The organism is Acidimicrobiales bacterium (assembly GCA_016716005.1).
Lineage (GTDB): Bacteria > Actinomycetota > Acidimicrobiia > Acidimicrobiales > JADJXE01 > JADJXE01.
This window is the reverse complement of the sequence record JADJXE010000001.1, coordinates 1,557,142-1,575,773: the sequence shown is the minus strand read 5'-3', so window position 1 is coordinate 1,575,773 and position 18,632 is coordinate 1,557,142. Positions and strand designations below refer to the sequence as shown.

General features: G+C 74.0%; 17 protein-coding genes. 8 read left to right on the top strand and 9 right to left on the bottom strand.

What is annotated here, in order from left to right; translation table 11 throughout:
• Positions 1–202: 202 nt before the first annotated feature.
• The gene (locus tag IPM45_07600; protein ID MBK9179433.1) at positions 203–472 is read left to right on the top strand and encodes a hypothetical protein; all 270 of its coding nucleotides are present in this window, start codon (positions 203–205) and stop codon (positions 470–472) included.
• 328 nt (positions 473–800) lie between these two features.
• Positions 801–2,303, top strand: coding sequence for an NAD(P)/FAD-dependent oxidoreductase (locus IPM45_07595; protein ID MBK9179432.1), 1,503 nt, complete (start codon positions 801–803; stop codon positions 2,301–2,303).
• A gap of 82 nt (positions 2,304–2,385) precedes the next feature.
• Here IPM45_07595 and IPM45_07590 read toward each other — a convergent pair whose 3' ends face one another.
• From IPM45_07590 to IPM45_07580, 3 genes are all read right to left on the bottom strand, one after another.
• A complete protein-coding gene (locus IPM45_07590) occupies positions 2,386–2,880 on the bottom strand; it encodes a hypothetical protein (protein ID MBK9179431.1) in 495 nt (164 codons plus the stop codon).
• A gap of 142 nt (positions 2,881–3,022) precedes the next feature.
• Entirely contained in the window at positions 3,023–4,261 is a 1,239-nt protein-coding gene (locus IPM45_07585) for an acyl-CoA dehydrogenase family protein (protein MBK9179430.1), read from the bottom strand.
• A gap of 68 nt (positions 4,262–4,329) precedes the next feature.
• On the bottom strand, positions 4,330–5,490 hold the full coding sequence (locus IPM45_07580) for a 3-oxoacyl-ACP synthase (protein MBK9179429.1): 1,161 nt from the start codon (positions 5,488–5,490) through the stop codon (positions 4,330–4,332).
• 221 nt (positions 5,491–5,711) lie between these two features.
• Here IPM45_07580 and IPM45_07575 point away from each other — a divergent pair, with 221 nt between their 5' ends.
• The 4 genes from IPM45_07575 to IPM45_07560 all read left to right on the top strand — a co-directional run bounded on the left by IPM45_07575 (position 5,712) and on the right by IPM45_07560 (position 8,643).
• Positions 5,712–6,563 (top strand): alpha/beta hydrolase, encoded by an 852-nt coding sequence (locus IPM45_07575; GenBank protein ID MBK9179428.1) that lies wholly within the window; start codon positions 5,712–5,714, stop codon positions 6,561–6,563.
• A 28-nt stretch (positions 6,564–6,591) separates the two neighbouring features.
• On the top strand, positions 6,592–7,191 hold the full coding sequence (locus IPM45_07570; GenBank protein ID MBK9179427.1) for a phosphatase PAP2 family protein: 600 nt from the start codon (positions 6,592–6,594) through the stop codon (positions 7,189–7,191).
• Positions 7,192–7,482: 291 nt separating this feature from the next.
• Positions 7,483–8,154 (top strand): GAP family protein, encoded by a 672-nt coding sequence (locus IPM45_07565; GenBank protein MBK9179426.1) that lies wholly within the window; start codon positions 7,483–7,485, stop codon positions 8,152–8,154.
• A gap of 87 nt (positions 8,155–8,241) precedes the next feature.
• Positions 8,242–8,643 (top strand): cupin domain-containing protein, encoded by a 402-nt coding sequence (locus tag IPM45_07560; GenBank protein MBK9179425.1) that lies wholly within the window; start codon positions 8,242–8,244, stop codon positions 8,641–8,643.
• Positions 8,644–8,880: 237 nt separating this feature from the next.
• Here IPM45_07560 and IPM45_07555 read toward each other — a convergent pair whose 3' ends face one another.
• Positions 8,881–9,711: an alpha/beta hydrolase gene (locus IPM45_07555; GenBank protein ID MBK9179424.1), complete on the bottom strand. Its 831-nt coding sequence runs from the start codon at positions 9,709–9,711 to the stop codon at positions 8,881–8,883.
• A gap of 183 nt (positions 9,712–9,894) precedes the next feature.
• Here IPM45_07555 and arsM point away from each other — a divergent pair, with 183 nt between their 5' ends.
• Together arsM and IPM45_07545 are read left to right on the top strand one after the other, a co-directional pair.
• Entirely contained in the window at positions 9,895–10,659 is a 765-nt protein-coding gene (arsM, locus tag IPM45_07550) for an arsenite methyltransferase (protein MBK9179423.1), read from the top strand.
• Between the two features lie 88 nt (positions 10,660–10,747).
• On the top strand, positions 10,748–12,520 hold the full coding sequence (locus tag IPM45_07545; GenBank protein MBK9179422.1) for an alkaline phosphatase family protein: 1,773 nt from the start codon (positions 10,748–10,750) through the stop codon (positions 12,518–12,520).
• Here the strand turns inward: IPM45_07545 and IPM45_07540 are convergent.
• The 5 genes from IPM45_07540 to IPM45_07520 all read right to left on the bottom strand — a co-directional run bounded on the left by IPM45_07540 (position 12,486) and on the right by IPM45_07520 (position 18,547).
• Complete coding sequence (locus IPM45_07540) at positions 12,486–13,331, bottom strand: hypothetical protein (protein MBK9179421.1); 846 nt, start codon at positions 13,329–13,331, stop codon at positions 12,486–12,488. The two genes, IPM45_07545 and IPM45_07540, sit on opposite strands and share 35 nt — an antisense overlap.
• On the bottom strand, positions 13,331–15,388 hold the full coding sequence (locus IPM45_07535) for a hypothetical protein (GenBank protein MBK9179420.1): 2,058 nt from the start codon (positions 15,386–15,388) through the stop codon (positions 13,331–13,333). The genes IPM45_07540 and IPM45_07535 overlap by 1 nt, the downstream gene beginning before the upstream one ends.
• Before the next feature lie 108 nt (positions 15,389–15,496).
• Complete coding sequence (locus IPM45_07530) at positions 15,497–16,327, bottom strand: TIGR03560 family F420-dependent LLM class oxidoreductase (GenBank protein ID MBK9179419.1); 831 nt, start codon at positions 16,325–16,327, stop codon at positions 15,497–15,499.
• A 4-nt stretch (positions 16,328–16,331) separates the two neighbouring features.
• Positions 16,332–17,393: a glycosyltransferase gene (locus IPM45_07525; GenBank protein ID MBK9179418.1), complete on the bottom strand. Its 1,062-nt coding sequence runs from the start codon at positions 17,391–17,393 to the stop codon at positions 16,332–16,334.
• Complete coding sequence (locus tag IPM45_07520) at positions 17,390–18,547, bottom strand: glycosyltransferase (protein ID MBK9179417.1); 1,158 nt, start codon at positions 18,545–18,547, stop codon at positions 17,390–17,392. Before IPM45_07520 ends, IPM45_07525 begins: the two co-directional genes overlap by 4 nt.
• Positions 18,548–18,632: the final 85 nt, after the last annotated feature.

Below are 18,632 nucleotides of genomic sequence, written 5' to 3'. Positions count from 1 at the left end.
CCCCATGGAGATCCGGGGCGTCCGAAGGACCATGAGACGACGCTCGCGGTCCCTGTGCATCGCGGTCCTGGTGGCGGTCGGTGCTGCGACGCTGGCTGGGTGCGCTGGCACCGGCACCGGCACCGGCACCGATACCGGCTCGGGGCCGTCGACCGCCCCTGGGGGTGGCCCCGCTGGGCCCGATGACGGCGGGCCGATCACGGTGGCCCAGCTCGTCGCTCGCTCGGCGGACACCCCCGTCGCCGTGCGGGGTCTGCTGCACGTCAGCCCGGAGGCGGTCCGCCTGTGCGGGGCCGTGATGGAGAGCCACCCGGTGCAGTGCGGCCAGCCGTGGGTCGAGCTCGTGGGTCTCGATGTCTCGACGATCGCCGGGACGACCACCGCCGAGGGCGTCACCTGGAGGGAGAGCGTCGTCCTCGACGTCGTCCGCGACGTCGACGGCCGCTACCGCGTGGTCGGCGTCGGAGCGTGACGGCAGACCCAGGTCGCCCTGGGGATCCATTCCGGGCGGCCGGACCCGACCTGGGTCCTCACCGCAGAGACGCCGCTGCACCACCTGGCAGGCCCGGACCGCACGATCGAGCGATTCCTGCTGGAGACGGCCCGACCGCTCCTGACGCCCGACGAGCTCGCCGACGTCGAGCGCGCCCTGCGGTGGGACCCGGCCCGCATCCCGGGCACCGCGGGCCCGGCACCCCCGGGCGACGTTCAGGTAGACAGTCAGCCACGAGCGCCCGTCACCGCCGCGCTCTGCCGGGTTGCCCCTGACGGGGCTGTGGCCATCGCAGGAGGTTGGTGCTCTGAGTACGACCGCAACGCCCGCCGAGCCCGCACAGCAGCAGACCGAGCACGTCGACGTGCTGATCGTCGGGGCTGGGATCTCCGGCGTCGGCAGCGCGTATCACCTCACGAAGCAGTGCCCGGAGAAGAGCTTCGTCGTCCTCGAGTCGCTGGAGAGCTTCGGCGGCACGTGGCTCATGCACCGCTACCCGGGCATCCGCTCCGACAGCGACCTCTACACCTTCGGCTATCGGTTCAAGCCGTGGACCGGCCCGCCGATCGCCACGGCCGCCGAGATCCTGGCGTACATGGGCGAGGTCATCGACGAGAACGACCTCGGCCGGCACATCCGCTATCACCACCGCATCTCCGACGCGAGCTGGTCGAGCGACGAGAACCTCTGGACGCTCACGGTCACGCGAACCGACACCGGCGAGGTGCTCCGCTTCACGACGAGCTTCCTCTGGATGTGCCAGGGGTACTACCGGCACTCCGAGGGCTACACGCCGGAGTGGCCGGGGATGGACCGCTTCGAGGGCCGGATCGTCCACCCGCAGACGTGGCCGGAGGACCTGGCCTACGCGGGGAAGAACGTCGTGGTCATCGGGTCGGGCGCGACCGCGGCGACGCTCGTGCCGGCGATCGCGCCCGAGTGCGCCCACGTCACGCTGCTGCAGCGCTCGCCCACGTACTTCGTGACGGGTCGCAACGAGAACGAGCTGGCCGACATGCTGCGCGAGCTGGAGATCCCGGAGGCGTGGATCCACGAGATCGTGCGCAGGAAGATCCTGCACGACCAGGACGTCGTCACCCGTCTCTCCGTCGAGGAGCCGGAGATGGTGAAGGCGGAGCTGCTCGCGGGCGTCCGTGCCTACCTGGGTGAGGACTTCGACGTGGACACGCACTTCACCCCGCGCTACCGGCCCTGGCAGCAGCGGATCGCGTTCATCCCCGACGGCGACCTCTTCCAGGGGATCAACGCGGGGAAGGCCTCGGTGGTCACCGATGAGATCGACACCTTCACGGAGGCCGGCATCCTCCTGAAGTCGGGCAGGGAGCTCGACGCGGACATCATCGTCACGGCCACGGGCTTCAACCTCAGCGTGCTCGGCGACATCGCCTTCACCATCGACGGTGAACCGCTCGTCTTCTCCGACACGGTCACCTACCGCGGGATGATGTTCACCGGGGTCCCCAACCTGGTGTGGGTGTTCGGGTACTTCCGGGCCAGCTGGACCCTGCGGGCCGACCTGATCGGCGACTTCGTGTGCCGGCTGCTGCACCACATGCAGGCCACCGGAGCGGCGAGGGTCACCCCGGCGCTGCGAGCCGAGGACGCCGACCTGCCCCTGCTGTCGTGGATGGATCCGGACAACTTCAACCCCGGCTACCTCATGCGCAGCATGCACCTGCTGCCGAAGCGACTCGACAAGCCCGAGTGGCAGCACACGCAGGACTACTGGGCCGAGAAGGAGTCGTTGCCCGCAGCCGACCTCGAGGACGGCTGCCTCGTCTTCGAGTGACCGGACCGGCCCCGGAGCCCGGCGGCCGCGGTCGAAGGGCAGCCGGTGCCTCGGTGCTCGTGCCGCGTCGCGGCGGGCCGCGCTACGTCAGGAGGTGCGCGACGAGCTTGCCGCCGACCTTGTAGACCGCGTTGCCCTTGAACTCCCAGCACGTGCCCGTCGCCGGGTCGTCGATGGCGAGCTCGAACGACGTCACGTAGCGCGACACGTGCACGCCGATGGCGCCGCGGTCCCACGTCGCGTACGGCGGTCCGGAGAAGTGGCCGGTGGCCACCACACCGCCGGCCTGGCTGGCGTCGAACGCGTACACGTGGGTCGGCGTGACGGCCAGCACCGTCCACGGGGGTTGGTGCTCGGCGGTGGCGAGGCCCCGTTCGGCCGCGAACCCGGTGGCGGCGGAGACGAGGGCGCCGACGACGCCCGGGAGGTGCAGGCCGTGGGCGACGGTCTCGGCGGTGCCGACGCCGGTGCCGATGGCGACCCCCGAGCCGTAGGGCTCGAACAGGCCGGTGGCCAGCACCTGCTCGCCGGGGAGGAGCCCGGCGCACCGTGCATCCAGCTCCTTCTCGGTGATCATGCCCGCCTCCCCTGGCGCCGTGGCCGGCTGTCGGCCCCGGCCTGTCGAGCGTCAGCCTAGGTGGGGTGGCGGCTCCGAGGGGTTCGCTCCGTGGCGGCCGGGGCGCCCGGGTGCCGTGACGTCGGGCCGGCGGGCGGCCGGTTCAGCGGGTCGACGATCGGGACCGGAGCAGCTCCCTCGCGATCTGGACGATCTGCATCTCGTCGGTGCCGGCGTAGATCTGCAGGGCCTTCGCGTCGCGCGCGAGCTGCTCGACGCCGAGCTCGGCCATGTAGCCGGTGCCGCCGAACACCTGGACCGCCTCGGAGGCGACCTCGGCCGCAGCGCGCGCCGAGTACAGCTTCATCGCCGACGCCTCGGCGAGGTCGAGCGGCTGCCGCTGGCCGACGGCCTCGATGCAGCGGAAGACGAGGTTCTGCACGTTGAGGCGGGCCACCTCCATCAGGGCCAGCTTCTCCTGGATCAGCTGGAACTCACCGATGGGCCGGCCGAACTGGATCCGCTCGTTGGCGTAGTCGACGCACAGCGTCAGGCACTGGTCGATGATGCCGAGCGCCATCGCCGCCACCCCCGCCCGCTCCATCGCGAACGTGCCCTTGGCGCCCTCCCGTGCATCGGCGGGCGCGCGCTCCGTCTCGCCGAGCAGGCGGTCGACCCCCACCCGGACGTCGGTGACGAAGATCTCGCCGGTCGGTGAGGAGTGGATCCCCATCTTGCGGAGGGGACGGGTCTGCTCGAGGCCGGGCAGTCCGGGTTCGAGGACGAACGAGAGCACCTTCCGGTCGGCCGGGGCGTCTCCGTCGTCGAGCTTGCAGATGAACACGATGATGTCGGCGTACGGCCCGTTGGTGATGAAGGTCTTGGAGCCGTTTAGCACGTAGCTGTCTCCGTCACGCCGTGCGGTCGAACGCATGGCTCCGAACGCATCGGAGCCGGCCTCCGGCTCCGTGAGGGCCCATGCCCCGATGCGGTCCAGCGAGAGCAGGTCGGGCAGCCAACGCTCCTTCTGTGCCCGTGTCCCCCGGGCCTCGATGGCCGCCGCGGTGAGGCCGACCGACACGCCGAGGGCGGTGACCATGCCCGGGCAGTAGCGGGACAGCTCCATGATCAGGATCAGCATCAGCGCCGGGTCGAATCCCGCGGTGGCGTCGGCCCCGGCCGACCCGGTCGCCGGCCGCGGCGTCGCCTCGCGCTGGAGGCGCTTCTGGAGGTCGTCGCGGGCCATCGTGTCGATGCCGAACGAGGTGAACAGCTTGCGGAGCACGCCGTACGGTGGGAGGTCGCCGTGCTCGAGCTCGTCACGCAGCGGCACGACCTCCTTCTGCACGAACTGGCGCAGGGCGTCGCGCATCATCTTGTGTTCGTCGGTCCAGTCGAGCATGGCGCTCCTTCACGCGTTCCACGTCGCGAGCCGGCGGGCGGCTACCCGCCGCCGGCCGAGCACCGTCGTCACCCGCCGAGCTTGTCGATGACGATCGCCGCGTTGTAGCCGCCCATGCCGATCGACGACTTGAGCGTGGCGCCCGGCACGCGGGGCGTCACGCCATCGAGGACGCGGTGGTGAGCAGGGGCGACCAGGGGCGCCGCGGGGATCTCGTCGGTCTCGTAGGTCAGGGCGGCCACGAGCGTCTCCACGGCTCCGCCGGCACCGAGGCCGTGCCCGGTCAGCATCTTCGTCGTGTAGATCCGCGTGCGCTCGGGCAACATGGCGTCGGCGATGCCCGCCTCGACCGTGTCGTTCAGCTGCGTACCGGTGCCGTGGGCGTTGAGATAGGCGATGTCGTCGAGGGCGACGTCGGCCTCGGCGATGGCCTGCGTCCACGCCTCGGCCACATGGAGACCGTCCGGATGGATGGCGATGGGGTGGAAGGCGTCGTGGGTGAGGCCTCCCCCCAGCACGTGGGCGTAGGCGTCGACGCCCTCCTGGCGGGTCAGCACGAGGGCCACCGATGCCTCGCCCGGCAGGAAGCCCTGGCTGCCCTCCTGGAAGGGACGGCAGGCCTGCTCCGGCGGTCCGTCGGTGGCGATGGCGTTGAGCGCCTTGAAGTGCCGGGCGTTCTCGGGCGTGACCGAGAGGTCGGTGCCGCTGACGACCACGTCGGTGGCGAACCCGCTGATCAGCCACTGACGGGCGAGGATGATGCCGACCACGCCGGATGCGCATGCGGCGCCGGCGTTGAGCGACGGACCGTGGAAGCCCTGCTCGGCCATGAACATCGACGGTGCGGTCGACGGCAGCAGCTGCAGGTAGTGGCGCCTGCTGACGCGGCCTCCCCGCTCGAAGTACAGCTCGCGCCAGCCCTGCACCTCACCGAGCGACGAGCAGAGGATCATCCCCACGCGAGCCCCGGGGTTCCATCCCCGTGCCTTGGCGTCGGCGACGGCCTCGCGGCCCGAGCCGTACAGCGCCCGGCCGAACAGGGTCGCCGAGTCCTGCTCGTCACCGCCCTCGGGCACCACGGCGGCCAAGCCGTTGATCTCCTCCAGCACGACCGGCCCGCCGGCGGACCTGCCCGAGAGCAGCCCCTGCCAGAGCACGTCGAGGCCCCACCCGTACCCGGTGACGGCACCGAGCCCGGCAATCGTGGTGGCCTGTGCCACGTTGACCATCGCAGCCTCCTCAGCGTCGAGCAGCACGTGACCTCGATCACTCTCGCAGCGCCGTGCCACGGCAGGTAGAGGACAACGTCCTCGCAACCGGGCGAACCGGCGCCGCCGCCGCACCCCCGACGTGCCGGTTGGCGCACGGCCCGACCGGCCGGCGAGGGGTCGCAGTAGCGTCGGTCCCGGTGGCCTTCGAGCACGACCCGACGTCCGATCGAGCGTTCACGCTGGCCGACGGCCGTGTCCTCGGGTACTCGGAGTTCGGCGACGAGGCCGGCTACCCGATCCTGAACAACCACGGGGGGCTCGTCTGCCGGCTCGACGTCGAGCTGGCGCACGCCGACGCCCGATCCGCGGGGGTCCGGATCATCTCGCCGGATCGGCCGGGGGTGGCGACGTCGGACCGCAGGCCCGGGCGCGACACGCTCGACTGGGCCGACGACGTGGGCGAGCTGCTCGACGCCCTCGGCATCGACGAGCTGGCCAACATGGGCTGGTCGATGGGCGGCCAGTACGCCCTGGCCGTCGCCCACCGCCTCGCCGGGCGGGTCCGCGCCACCGCGGTGATCGCAGGCTGCCTGCCGCTCGACGACCAGGCGACGTTCGCCGAGCTCAACGAGATGGACCGACGGCTCACCCACCTGGCTGCCCACCACCAGCTCGGGGCCCGGGCGACCTTCGCGGCGATGGGCAGGCTCGAGGGCCTGTTCCCCGGGCGGATGGCGAAGCTGAGCACCCGCAGGGCGGCCCCGGCCGACCGGGCGGCCACGGCCGACCACGCCGACTGGATGGGGGCGATCGCAGCGGCGGCGATGCGCCACCCGCAGGGGATGGTGGACGAGTACCTGGCGTGGGCGAAGCCGTGGCGCTTCGCGCCGGAGGACGTCGCCGGACCGGTCGCCGTCTGGCAGGGCTCGGCCGACAGCCTGGTGCCGGCGGTGTGGGGCCGGCGTCTGGCCGACCGCATCCCAGGGGCGGTGCTGCACCCGATCGACGGCGAGGGCCATCTCATCGGCCTCACCCGTCGAGCGGAGATCATTCGGGACCTGCTCGACGTCGCTCGGGCCCCCCGTCGATGAGGCAGGGGGAGAGAGCCGGGTTGCGACGATGAGCTGGGCGGTGGTGGGCCTGGCGACCGCCGGGGCCCTGGTGCTGGCCGGCTCGCTCGCCGGCGCCCGGCACCACGAGATCCACCCGCTCGAGCAGCGGGTGTTCCGCGCCGTGAACGGCCTGCCCGGGTGGCTCTACGGCCCGCTGTGGCTGCCCATGCAGCTCGGCAACCTGGTGGTGGGCACCGCCGCGGGGCTCGGGGTCGCCCTGTGGTTCCGTGACTGGCGCATGGCCGTCGCGGTGATGCTCGCCATGCTGTTGAAGCTCGGGACCGAGCGCCTCCTCCGCAAGCGGATGGCCGACTACCTGAGCGTCCGGCAACGGCCCGGGACGAGCGAGCCCGGCGCGATCCTGCGCGGCGCCGACGTCCCCACCTCGGGCCCCAGCTTCCCGTCCGGCCATGTCATCCTCGTCGCCGCCATCGCCTGCGTGGTGGCCGACGACATCCCCGTGGGGTCGTCGTGGGTGCCCTTCCTCCTGGCCCTCCTGGTGATGACGGGGCGGGTGTACGTCGGGGCCCACAACCCCCTCGACGTGACCGCCGGTCTCGGGACCGGGCTGCTCGTCGGCAGCCTGATCGACTTCGTCCTCCGCTGACTGTCTCACGCTCGACGGCTGGCCGGCTCCGGGGACGGGCGCGCGTTCTGTGCACGGCAGTGGTCGTTTTCCGACCGATCCGGTGCACAGAAGCTCGGATCCGGCGGTGACCGCGCTGGCTGTGGCGCCGAGGACCGCCCCGCTGGTCGATCGCGGGCGACGACGACCCCGCTGCGACCGGATCGCGGCCCTGCTCGGCACGACCGGCTGACGGTCGGCCCCGACGGCCAGGTCGGCCCCGACGGCCAGGTCGGCCCTGTCATGATCGTGGCTCGTGGAAGGGAGCAGCCGATGAAGGCTGTCGTCGGGGACATCCTCCCGCTCGCCATCGCGGTCACGATCTCGCCCGTTCCGATCATCGCCGAGATCCTCCTGCTGCTCAGCAGGAAGCCGCTGGCCAACGGCACCGCCTACGTGGTCGGATTCGTGGTCGGGGTCGCCGGCGTGCTGGGGATCCTCGTCGCCGTCGCCGGGGCGATGGACCTGTCTGCGGGCTCGGGACCGTCGAGCGGGGCAGGGACGCTCCAGCTGGCGCTGGGTGTGCTCCTGCTGGTCGCCGCGGTGCGTCGCTTCCGGGGTCGGCCGAAGCCCGGCGAGGAGGCGTCCATGCCGGCGTGGATGGACGGCATCGCCGGGTTCTCGCCCGGGAAGTCCCTCGGCGTCGGGATCGTCGTCGGCGCCCTGAACCCCAAGAACCTCGCCGTGGGCCTCGCCGCCGCGGTGGCCATCGCGTCGGCGAGCCTGTCCACGGGGCAGGCGGTGGGCAGCGTCGCGGTGTACGTCGTCGTCGCCGTGCTCGGCGTGGCCGCACCGCTCGTCGTGCTGCTCGCCAGCGGGGACAGGGCCCGGCCGATCCTCGACGGCTGGAAGGCATGGCTGGGCCAGAACAACGCGACGGTGATGGCCGTGCTGTTCCTCGTCTTCGCCGTGGTCCTGATCGGCAAGGGCCTCGCCGGCGTCTGACTCGGGGCGCCACCGGTGCCGCCGGCCCTGCCATGGGAGCATCGCGGGCGAGCGGCCGCCGAGCATCGGACGACAGGGAGGCGATCCATGGACGAGCAGGTCTTCGACCTCGCCGGGTTCCCCGTGCACCTCGGTCTCGGCGCGAGCGCGGTGCGGCTCCCGGCTTTCGACGGCACCCCGGGATGGTACGAGCGCTACGAGTCGGCCCAGGCGGCCGACGGCGCCGAGGGCCGGCTGGTGTCGATGCACACCTTCTCCGAGCCGTGGGACAGCTGGGAGATGCACCCGAGCGGGCACGAGCTGGTCGTGTGCGTCGACGGCGCGATGACCCTCCACCAGGAGGTCGACGGCGAGGTGCGCACCGTGGTGCTCGGGGCCGGGCAGGCCACGATCAACCCGCCCGGCGTGTGGCACACCGCCGACGTCGACGGCTCGGCCACGGCGGTGTTCGTCACCGCCGGCGCGGGCACGCAGACTCGGGGCCGCTGAGGATGGCCGTGATGGAGAGCACCACGTTCCGCCTCGCCGACGCCACCGCCGTCGGCGGGCTGCTCGAGGCCGATGCCGCCGCGGCCCTGGCCGGGACCGACCCCGCGAGCCGCGCCCTGCTGGCGATGGCCGATCCGGCCGCCGTGCGGCGGCGGCGGTACGCCATGCTCGGCCGCCCGGGCCGAGGAGGCGCGCAGGTCATGGCCCCCTCCGATGGACGGTCCCGCGACTGCTCGGTCAGGCGACGGCCGCCGCTCCCGTCCAGGCCTCGTCGAGGAACGCGGCGATCTGCTGGGTGAGCCGTTCGGGGGCGAGCCGCAGCTCGAGCATGGACCGGGCCGGTTCGAGCCGGCCGTTCGGGAGCAGCTCGGCCAGCGCCTCGGCGTCGCTGAAGGGGTGGATGAGGTCGCGTGTGTGGGCGATGACCAGGGTCGGGGCGGTGATGGCCTGGCGCTCCTCGACCGTCGGTGCCACGGGGCCGGTGAGGATCCCGTGGAGCACGGCCTTGGTCACCTCGGGCGGCGACGACACGATCTGCAGCACGCTGTTGAGCGACCCGTTGGGGGTGCGGGGAAGGCGTGCCACCAGCCGGCTGAGGAGGCCGGCGGGACCACTGGCGTAGTGCATCACCAGCAGCAGCGGCGTGAAGAGCAGCGCCGCGGCGGGCACCGCCCACTCCAGCACGGGCATCTCGATCACGAGGGCGCGCACCCGCTCCGGCGCCGCCACCGCGACCTGCAGGCTCACGCCGGCGCCGAGCGAGACGCCGCCGATCGCGGCCTGGTCCACGCCGAGGTGGTCGAGCAGCGCCACCACCTCGCGCGCCTGGGCGTCCATCCGGTACGACGAGGCCCGCAGGGGCTTGCCGCTCCGGCCGTGGCCGAGCAGGTCGAGCAGCACCACCTTGTGGCCCTGGGCGGCGAGCGCCCGGGCAAGGGCCTCGTTCATCTGGCTGTCCATCAAGAGGCCGTGCAGGTACACGAGCACCTGCGGTCCGTCGCCGTGGACCTCGTAGGCCAACCGCGACCCGCCGAACTCGAACGAACCCGTCTCGACGGCACTGTCCATGACCGACCTCCCTCGCCCCGGCGCCTCACCGTAGCGACCGTGGGGGAGCGTGGCGGACAGCCACCTCGCGGCCGGCGTGGAGCGCGGGAGTGACGTCCGACCCTGTTCACGCCGCCGCTCCGGGGGAGTAAGGTCATATCGACCGTGATCGATGAATGACGATCTGGCGCTGAGGAGGCGAAGGTGGGCGAGACCGACGAGGGTGGTGTCGCGGGCAGCGCGCTGCGCGAGACGGTGCGGGAGCAGTACGCGGCGGCGGCACGCGCCGTCGACACGGGCAGCGCGGGGTGCTGCGGGCCGGGGCCGGTGGACGTGCGATTCGGGCCGAGCCTCTACCAGGCGGGGGAGCGCGACGAGCTGCCCGACGCCGCCGTGGCCGCCAGCCTCGGCTGCGGCAACCCGATGGCGGTGGCCGACCTGGCCCCGGGCGAGACGGTGCTCGACCTCGGGTCGGGTGGCGGCATCGACGTGATCCTGTCGGCTCGGCGGGTCGGCCCGGGCGGTCGGGTGTTCGGCCTCGACATGACCGCCGAGATGCTGGACCTCGCTCGCCGCAACGCCGCCGACGCAGGGGTCGACAACGTCGAGTTCCTCGAGGGCCACATCGAAGACGTGCCCCTGCCCGACGCGAGCGTGGACGTGGTCATCTCGAACTGCGTCATCAACCTCTCGGTCGACAAGCCGGCCGTGTTCGCCGAGGTGTTCCGAGTGCTGCGTCCGGGTGGCCGGGTCGGGGTGAGCGACGTCGTCGCCGAAGACCGGCTGAGCTCCGCCGATCGGGCCGAGCGAGGCGACCACGTGGGTTGCATCGCCGGGGCGCTGTCGATCGGCGAGTACGAGGAGGGCCTGGTCGCCGCCGGCTTCTCGGAGGTCTCGGTGACGTTCACCCACGAGGTGGTCGACGGCCTGCACGGTGCCGTCGTCCGGGCGGTCAAGCCCGGCGCGTGACGCCCCCCCACCGTGCCCGGCACCGTGCCGGCCGCCGCTCCCATCCCGGGTCGGGAGGCGTACCGTGGGTGGTGAGGAGGCACCACCGATGGTGGCACCGACCCCCGTGGGGCGCTCGCGGCGGGGCCTGATCGGCCAGCACTTCGTGCCCGACCACGCGGCCCGGGTCCTGCGCAGTGTCGCCCTGGTGTGGGCGCCCGTGGCCGTGCTCGGGATCGCGGCCTGGACCTGGCGGTCCGGCGTCCCGGCGTCGGGCGAGGCCGGGTTCTGGGAGGGCCTGGCCCTGTGCGGCGTGCTGGTGGCGTACCTGACGGGTTGGCTGCTGGCCCTGCGCTGGATCGTGCCCGGCAGCACCCTGCTGGCCGTGGGTGCCGTGGGGGTGGGCATCCTCGCCTCGCTCGAGCACAAGCCGCTGGTGTCGTTCCTCCCCACCCTGGTTCTCTTCGTGCCCGCCTTCCTGCTGTGGCTGGTGTGGCAGCGGACCCACCGGCTGGGCGCCATCACCGCCCTGGCCGCGCTGCTGGCCGCCCTGCTGGTGGGCGGCGGGTGGGCGGCCGCCGGCGTGTGGGACCACTTCTACGGCCCGAGCCACCCGCAGAGCGACCTTCGGGCCGGCCCGGACACGCCGGTGCGCTGGATCTGGACCGGGGGCGTGAGCGCCACGTCGGCGACCGTGGTGGCCCGGGTGCGAGACGACGACCCGGCCACGCCCATCGAGGTGGCCGTGGCTCCCGGCGGGTCGTCCGCGGCCACGATCATGGTGCCGGCCGAGCGCACCCCCACCGACCCCTCGGTGGTCCGCGCCGAGCTGGGCGGCCTGGAGCCCGGCACCGAGTACCGCGTGGCCGTGGCCGTGGCCGGTGCCGTCGACGAGGCCGAGGCCGCGACCTTCACCACGTTCCCCGAGGGGGCCGCGTCGTTCACCTTCGCGTTCGGCTCGTGCTCCCGGCTGGGCTCCAACGGCGCCGTGTACGACGCCATCCGAGCCGCCGACCCGCTGTTCTTCCTGGCCACGGGCGACTGGTACTACGCCGACATCGCCACCGACGATCCGGCGGCGTTCCGCGACGCCTACGACCAGACCCTCACGGCCCCGGCCCAGGCCGCGCTCTACCGCGAGGTTCCGGTGGCCTACGTGTGGGACGACCACGACTACGGCCCCAACGACGCCGATGGCACCTCGGCCAGCCGCCCGGCCGCGCAGGCCGTGTACCGGGAGCGGGTGCCCCACTACGTGCTGGCCGGTGACGACTCGCCGATCTTCCAGGCCTTCACCGTGGGGCGGGTGCGGGTGATCCTCACCGACGGCCGTTCCGCCCGCGATCCCGACGCTGCACCCGACGGGCCGGGCAAGAGCATGCTCGGTGACGAGCAGCGCGCCTGGCTGGAGGCCGAGCTGGTCGAGGCCAGCCGCACCCACGCCCTCGTGATCCTGGTGACGAACGTGCCGTGGATCACGCCCGCCGAGGCCGGCGCCGACCACTGGGGCGGCTTCGCCACCGAGCGGGCCTGGCTGGCCGACGTGATCGCCGGCCACGGGATCGCCAACCTGGTGATGCTGGCCGGCGACGCCCACATGGTCGCCATCGACGACGGCAGCCACACCGGCTTCGCGACGGGCTCGGCGGCCGGCGAGCCCGCCTTCCCGCTCATGCACGCCGCTGCCCTCGACCGGGCCGGCAGCCTCAAGGGCGGCCCCTACAGCGAGGGCGCCTTCCCCGGTGCGGGCCGGTTCGGGCTGGTGACGGTGGACGATGACGGGACCGAGGTGCGGGTGACCCTCGACGGGCGCACCTGGGACGGCACCAGCCTGGTGACGTACCGGTTCACGGTCCCGCCGGCGGTGGAGCCGGCCGGGTAGCGACGGTCACCACCTGCGCGTTCGCCCCGTCGAGGGTCGCGTCGCGCAGGCAGCCGGTGAGCTTGCGCAGGTCGGTGCGGCCGGGGGCGGGCGCCACGACCACCTGCAGCCGCCCGCCGACGCCCGGCCGGACCGTGGCCGTGAACACCGGATCGGGCACGCACAGGTGGGCCAGGCGTTCGCCCGCCTGCGCGGGCGACCAGCGGCTGCCCCGGACCGACACGTCCAGGTCGATCATCGTGACGGCGGCCGCGTCGGGGGCCTCGGCGCGCGACTGGGCCACGTCGGCCAGCCAGCGGAGGCCGCCGGCGGCCAGCACCGACACCGCAGCCACGGCCGCCACGGCCAGCAGCGCCTGGCCTCGACGCTGGCCGGCCGTGGCGCCGGTCGGGGCCGCCGCGACCAGCGGGTCGAGGTGCTCGAGGCGGTCGAGGCCGGCCAGCACGGACGGCGTGCCCGCCGCGGGCGCCGTCCAGCGGGCCACCCGCTCCACCACCGAGGCGGCCAGGGTGAGCAGGATGCCGAGGCCGAGGAGCACGGGGACGAACACGGCCAGGCCGCCGGGGTCGAGCCACGGGAACCGGTGGGACTCGGTGGGCGGGGCCGGCGGCGTGGCGCTCGGCTGGCCGCCGCCCATGCGGTCGAGCATGGCGAACCCCACCACCGCCACCTCGGCCGCCACGAACAGCACGCCGGCGATGAGGGCACGGTGCCACTCCCACCGGTACAGGTACAGCACCACGTAGACGCCCGCCACCACCAGGGCGACGACCGCAGCCAGGCGGGCAAGGGCTCCGGGGAGGCGGCGCATCACGGGCCCCCCTCGGCGACGGTCTCGTGCGCCACCGCGGCCACCTCGCCGGTGGTGCCGTCGACGAGCAGTCGCGTGCCGTCCGGGAACCGCTGCAGGGCGTCGGGCACCGCGACCACGGTGGGCACCCGCTGCTCGCGGGCGAGGATGGCCAGGTGGGAGAGGGTGCTGCCCGTCTCGGCCACCAGACCGGCCAGGCCGGCGAGCACGGGCGCCAGCGTGGGGTCGAGGGTGCGCAGGACCAGCACGTCGCCGGGCCGCGGTGGCCGGACGAGCGAGCCGTGGCAGGCCGGTCCCACTCCCCTCCCGCCGCCGGCCCCGATGCCGGCGTCGGCGGGCGGCGCGGCCACGGGCACCACCTCGCCCCCGGGGCCGAGGCGGAACGAGGCCGGCAGGGGCGGTCCGGGCGCTTCGTCGTGGACGGCCACGGTGGCACCGGCGAGGGTCGCGGCCAGGCCGTCGAGGGTGAGGCCCCGTACGGCCAGCGGGTCGGGGAGCCGGCCGCGGGCGGCCAGACGGTCGCCCAGCACGGTGGCGGCGCGAGCCCCCAGCTCCTGCACCCAGCGGACCCGCAGGCGCAGCGCCTCGCGAGGCTCGAGATCGACCAGCGTCGCCGCAAGGGTGCGGACCGTGGCGGCCGGCGGCGCGGCCGGCAGGGGTGCCGGTGGCCCCACCCTCGGGGTCGTGAGGGCCAGGACCTCGGGATGCCGATGGCACAGCGCGGCGTCACCGAGCCCGCCGGCCCGGCCCAGGGCCAGCGCGGTGAGCGCCAGCGCGGCCGCCGTGGGCCCGTCCGGTCCCCCCTTCCGCTGATCCGCGGACAGGAGCGTGGCGGCCAGCACCTCGTGGGCGTGCAGCGTCCGCAGGGTGCGTGTCGCCCGCTCCACCAGGGCGAGCAGGTCGGCGTCGTCCAGCAGGGGCAGGGGCGGGACGGCGGCCAGCCAGGTGTCGACGCGCTCGACCAGCGCGGTGGCGCCGGCCGCCAGCCCGGCCCGGAGCCGGCCGATGCGCCACGCCGCCCACAGCCGCCGCCCGAGGCGGCGAGGTTCGAGGCCGTACCACCAGCGCCTGGTGGCGGTCCGGTAGCCGAGCCGTTCCAGGTCGGCGGCGGCCCACCCGCCGACCACCGTCACCGCGGGTGGGCCGTGGCGGCGCCTCGGCGCCAGGCCGGCCTGCACCAGCGCGACGTCGATGCCGTCGGCCATGGGCCGCACCCACAGGTCGACGTCCAGGGGATGCAGCGGCCCGGCGAAGGTCTCGGCCACGGGCCCCGGTCCGAGCACGGGCCCGCGCGGGGTGCCCGGCCCGGCCGCGGTGATGGGCCGGCTCTGGAGCATCCAGAGACGACCGTCGCCGTCGATGCCCCACTCCACGTCCTGGGGAGAGCCGAACACGCGCTCGGCCCGCCGGGCCAGGGCGGCGAGCGCCCGGAGGGTGGCCCGGTCGAGCCGCGGGCCGTCGCCGCCGCGGTCGAGCGAGAGGAGCCGGCCCCGCCGGGTGGTGACGAACCGGCTGGCGATGGCGCGGCCGCTCACCAACTCCTCGGGCTGGCCGGCGACGGCCTCGATCACGATGTGGCGACGGTCGCCGCGCACGGGGTCGAGGCCGAACAGCACCCCACCGCAGACCACGTCCAGGTGGGGCTGGACGAGCACGCCCATGGGCCGGGCCGTGGCGCCTCCCGGGCGTTCGGCCGAGGCCAGCACGGTGGCGACGGCAACCAGGAACGCGGGCCAGCCCCGCACACCCGTGACGGATCGGAACTGCCCGGCCATCGAGGAGGTGGCGATGTCCTCCGCCGTCGAGGACGAGCGCACCACCAGGGCGCTGCTGTCGCCGTCGAGGTGCAGCCAGGCGGAGCGGAGGGCGTCGAGCACCTCCTCCGACAGGTCGTGCCCGGGCGCGTGGCCGGCGCAGAGCACGAACCCGGGGAGCACCGGCAGCCCGGCGCTCGTGGCCCGGGCCAGGTTGGCCGCCTTCGCGCCGACCGCGGCCGCATCGCTTGCCTTCTCGCAACCCAGCCGCAGCACCTGACCCTGACCCTGGGTGGGCGCCAACTGCCGCACGGTCCCTCGGTTCGCTGAGGACTCACCGACATCATCTACCCGCGAGGGCCGCGTTGGAAGTGCGCGGCTGGCGGCCGACGGCGGACCGGGAGCCGAGCGTCAGCCGGCGATGCCGGGGAGGACGTGCTCGACGAAGTGGTCGAGGTGCGCTTCGCCCTCGCCCGGCCAGCCGCAGATCAGGTAGCCGAAGCCGGCGGTCCGGTAGGCCTCGGCGTCGGCGCGCACCGCGTCCCACGGTTGCGACAGGTCGAGCGACGCCGACCGCAGGATGGTGCCGGGGTCGCGGCCGGCCTGCTCGGCCAGCCGGCTGAGCGTGGCCGAGCGGGCCGTCAGCTCCGCCGGCGACCCGAAGGAGTGCCAGGCGTCGGCGTGGCGGGCCGCCAGCGGGAGGGCCCGGCGCTCGCCGGTGGCGGCGACCCACAGGGGAGGGGTGGGCCGCTGCACCGGCTTGGGGTCGATGGTGGCGTCGCGCACCTGCCAGTGCGCGCCCTCGTACGTGAAGCCGTCGGTGGTGAGGAGCCCCCGCAGGATGGTGAGGGCCTCGTCCAGCATGTCGAGGCGCTCACCCGTGGGCGGGAAGGGGATGCCGAGCGCGGCGTGCTCGGGCTGGAACCAGGCCGAGCCCAGGGTGAGCTCGAGCCGACCACCGGAGGCGTGGTCGATGGTCGTCGCCTGGGCCGCCACCATCGACGGGTGCCGGTAGGTCACGCCGGCGACCAGCACCCCGAGGCGGATCCGGCTGGTGAGACCGCTCAGCGCGGCCATGGTGGTGTAGGCCTCGAAGCACTCGCCGGGCCCCTCCCCGTACATGGGCTGGAAGTGGTCGAAGCCCCACCAGCCGTCGAAGCCGGCGTCCTCGGCGTAGCGCACCCGCCGCACCAGCTCCGCCCAGCTCATCCGCTGCTGCGATGCCTCGAGTCCGATCCGCATGCCGTCAGTCGACCACGGTCGCCGACGCGGCGCCGGGTGCGCCCGCCGACACGGGCTGGAGGTGGCGGGCGTGCTGCAGGGTCGAGAGCAGCGCCAGCGTGGACTCGGCCCCCTGGTTGCGGTTGGGGCCGTGCTGGTGGAGGCCGTCGAAGCCGCCCTGCGAGACCGGATCCCACATGGGTGCTCCGGCGTCGTTGTCGCCCAGGAACCACCCGACGGCCAGGACGACGCCGGAGGACCAGCGCGCATCCCCGGTGAGGGTCGCGGCCCGAGCGCAGGCGTCGGCCAGCGCCGCGACCTCGATGGGCTGCTGGTCGAACGCCGGTGCGGCGTCGCCGGGCCCGGCGCCCCCGACCGGCGTCACCGAGAGGTGGCCGTCGAGCGTCTCGCGGTCGAGGAGCCAGCCGAGGAGCGCGAGCCCGTCGTCCAGCAGTGCCGGACGTCCGAGCGCGTCGCCGGCTGCGATCATCGCGTCGGGGAGAGCGGCGTTGGCGTAGGTGAGGCGGGGCTCGGGCCACGGCCACGAGGGCGTGATCGCGCTGCGGTCGCTCCCGTCCATGCGGTCGGCGAGGTCGGCGAGCAGCCGCCGAGCCCCGAGATGACCGGGGTGCACCTGGAGCACCTCGGCGGCGCCGAGTGCCGCGAACGCCATCGCCCTGGGCCACGGGGAGCGCAGCTGGGCGCCGCGCTCGAACGAGATCATGGCGATCTGGCGGGTCGCGGCGTCGTCGCTGCGCGCCGCGGCCGTGCCGAGCCCCCAGAGGCTGCGGCCCCAGCAGTCCTCGACGGTCCGCCGGTCCAGCCACCGCCCGCGGCTGCTCCGCCGGTTGCGGAACGAGCCGTCGACGCCCTGGGCCTCGGTGAGGAAGCGGAGCGAGAACCGGGCGAGGTCCCGGGTGAGGCTGTCGGGCTCCTGCTCACGAGCCGTCACCAGCAGCAGGCGGGCCATGTCGTCGGTGCAGTGGCCGTGGCCGCGCCGAGGGTCGGTGTGGTCCGCGTGCTCGAAGATCCCGTGCTCACCGGTCAGGCGGACGATGTGGTCGTACGCCGGCTGCGGCGCCGTCATGCGGGCACCTCCTCGAGGCGGTCGAGCATGCCGTCGCCGATCGCCGTGTACTGGGCCGCGATGGCCTGCCAGCCGAGGGACGGGGCGAGCCGGGTGGCCTCGGCGGCCATGTCCTCGACGAGCCCGGGCTCGGTGAGCACGCGGCGGAGCGCGTCGGCGAGGGCATCGGGGTCGCGACGGGGGACGACGAGGCCGGCACCACTGGCGAGGAGCTCCACGGCGTGCGGGAACGCGGTCGCGATGACGGGGCGGCCGGCGGCGACGGCGTCGACGAGCACCCCCGAGGTGACCTGGTCGGGCGAGTCGTAGGGGAGCACGACCACGGTGGCGCTGTCGATCAGCCGGCCGAGCGAGGGGAGGTCGCGGTACTCGGCGTCGAAGTGGACGCCCGACACCGTCCCGTTGGCCCAGGTCCGCCGGATCAGCATCTCCCGGTAGGCCTCGCCGTCGCGGGCCGCCACCTTGGGGTGGGTCCGTCCGGCCACGACGTAGCGGGGCCGGGGGTGGAGGTCCTTGAGCTGGGCCATGGCGTCGATCGCCCACTCGATGCCCTTGCCGGGACCGAGCAGGCCCCAGGTGAGCAGCACCGGCGGGCCCGAGGACCGGTCGTTGCGCCCGTCGGGAGCGGGCTCGGCCGTGGCCGCGCCGTGCTGGATCATGGCGATCTTGGAGCGGTCGACGGTGAAGGAGCGGCTCAGCTGCCGACGGGCGGCATCGGTCATCACGACGACGACGCTGGCCGCGTCGGCCACCGCCTCGAGCACCTGTCGCTGATGGGCGCTGGGGTCCCGGAGCACGGTGTGGGCGACCACGATCGACGGGACGTCCAGGGCGCGGAGCAGGTCGACGACCTCCTCGCCGTTGCGACCTCCGTACAGGCCGTACTCGTGCTGCACGATGGCGACGTCGAAGCGGTTCAGCACGGCGGCGGCCCGTGACACCGACGAGGGGGAGCCGTTGTCGAGCCCGCCGACGACGGCCGGGTCGTCGGTGTCGAGGCCGTCGAGCACCCGCACGATGCCGACGGACTGGCCGTTCGCGACCAGGCCCGTCGACAGGGCGGCCGAGAAGGTGGCGATCCCGCAGGCCGTCGGTGGGTACGTCGTGAGGATGCCGAACGAGCGGCCCGCGCCGGGGCGTGACCGGGCAGGCAGAGAGATGGTGGGGGCGACGCGCACGTGAGCTCCTGTTTCTTGGCTCAGTCCGAGGCGTCAAGCCTGCACGGGGCGACTGGCACGA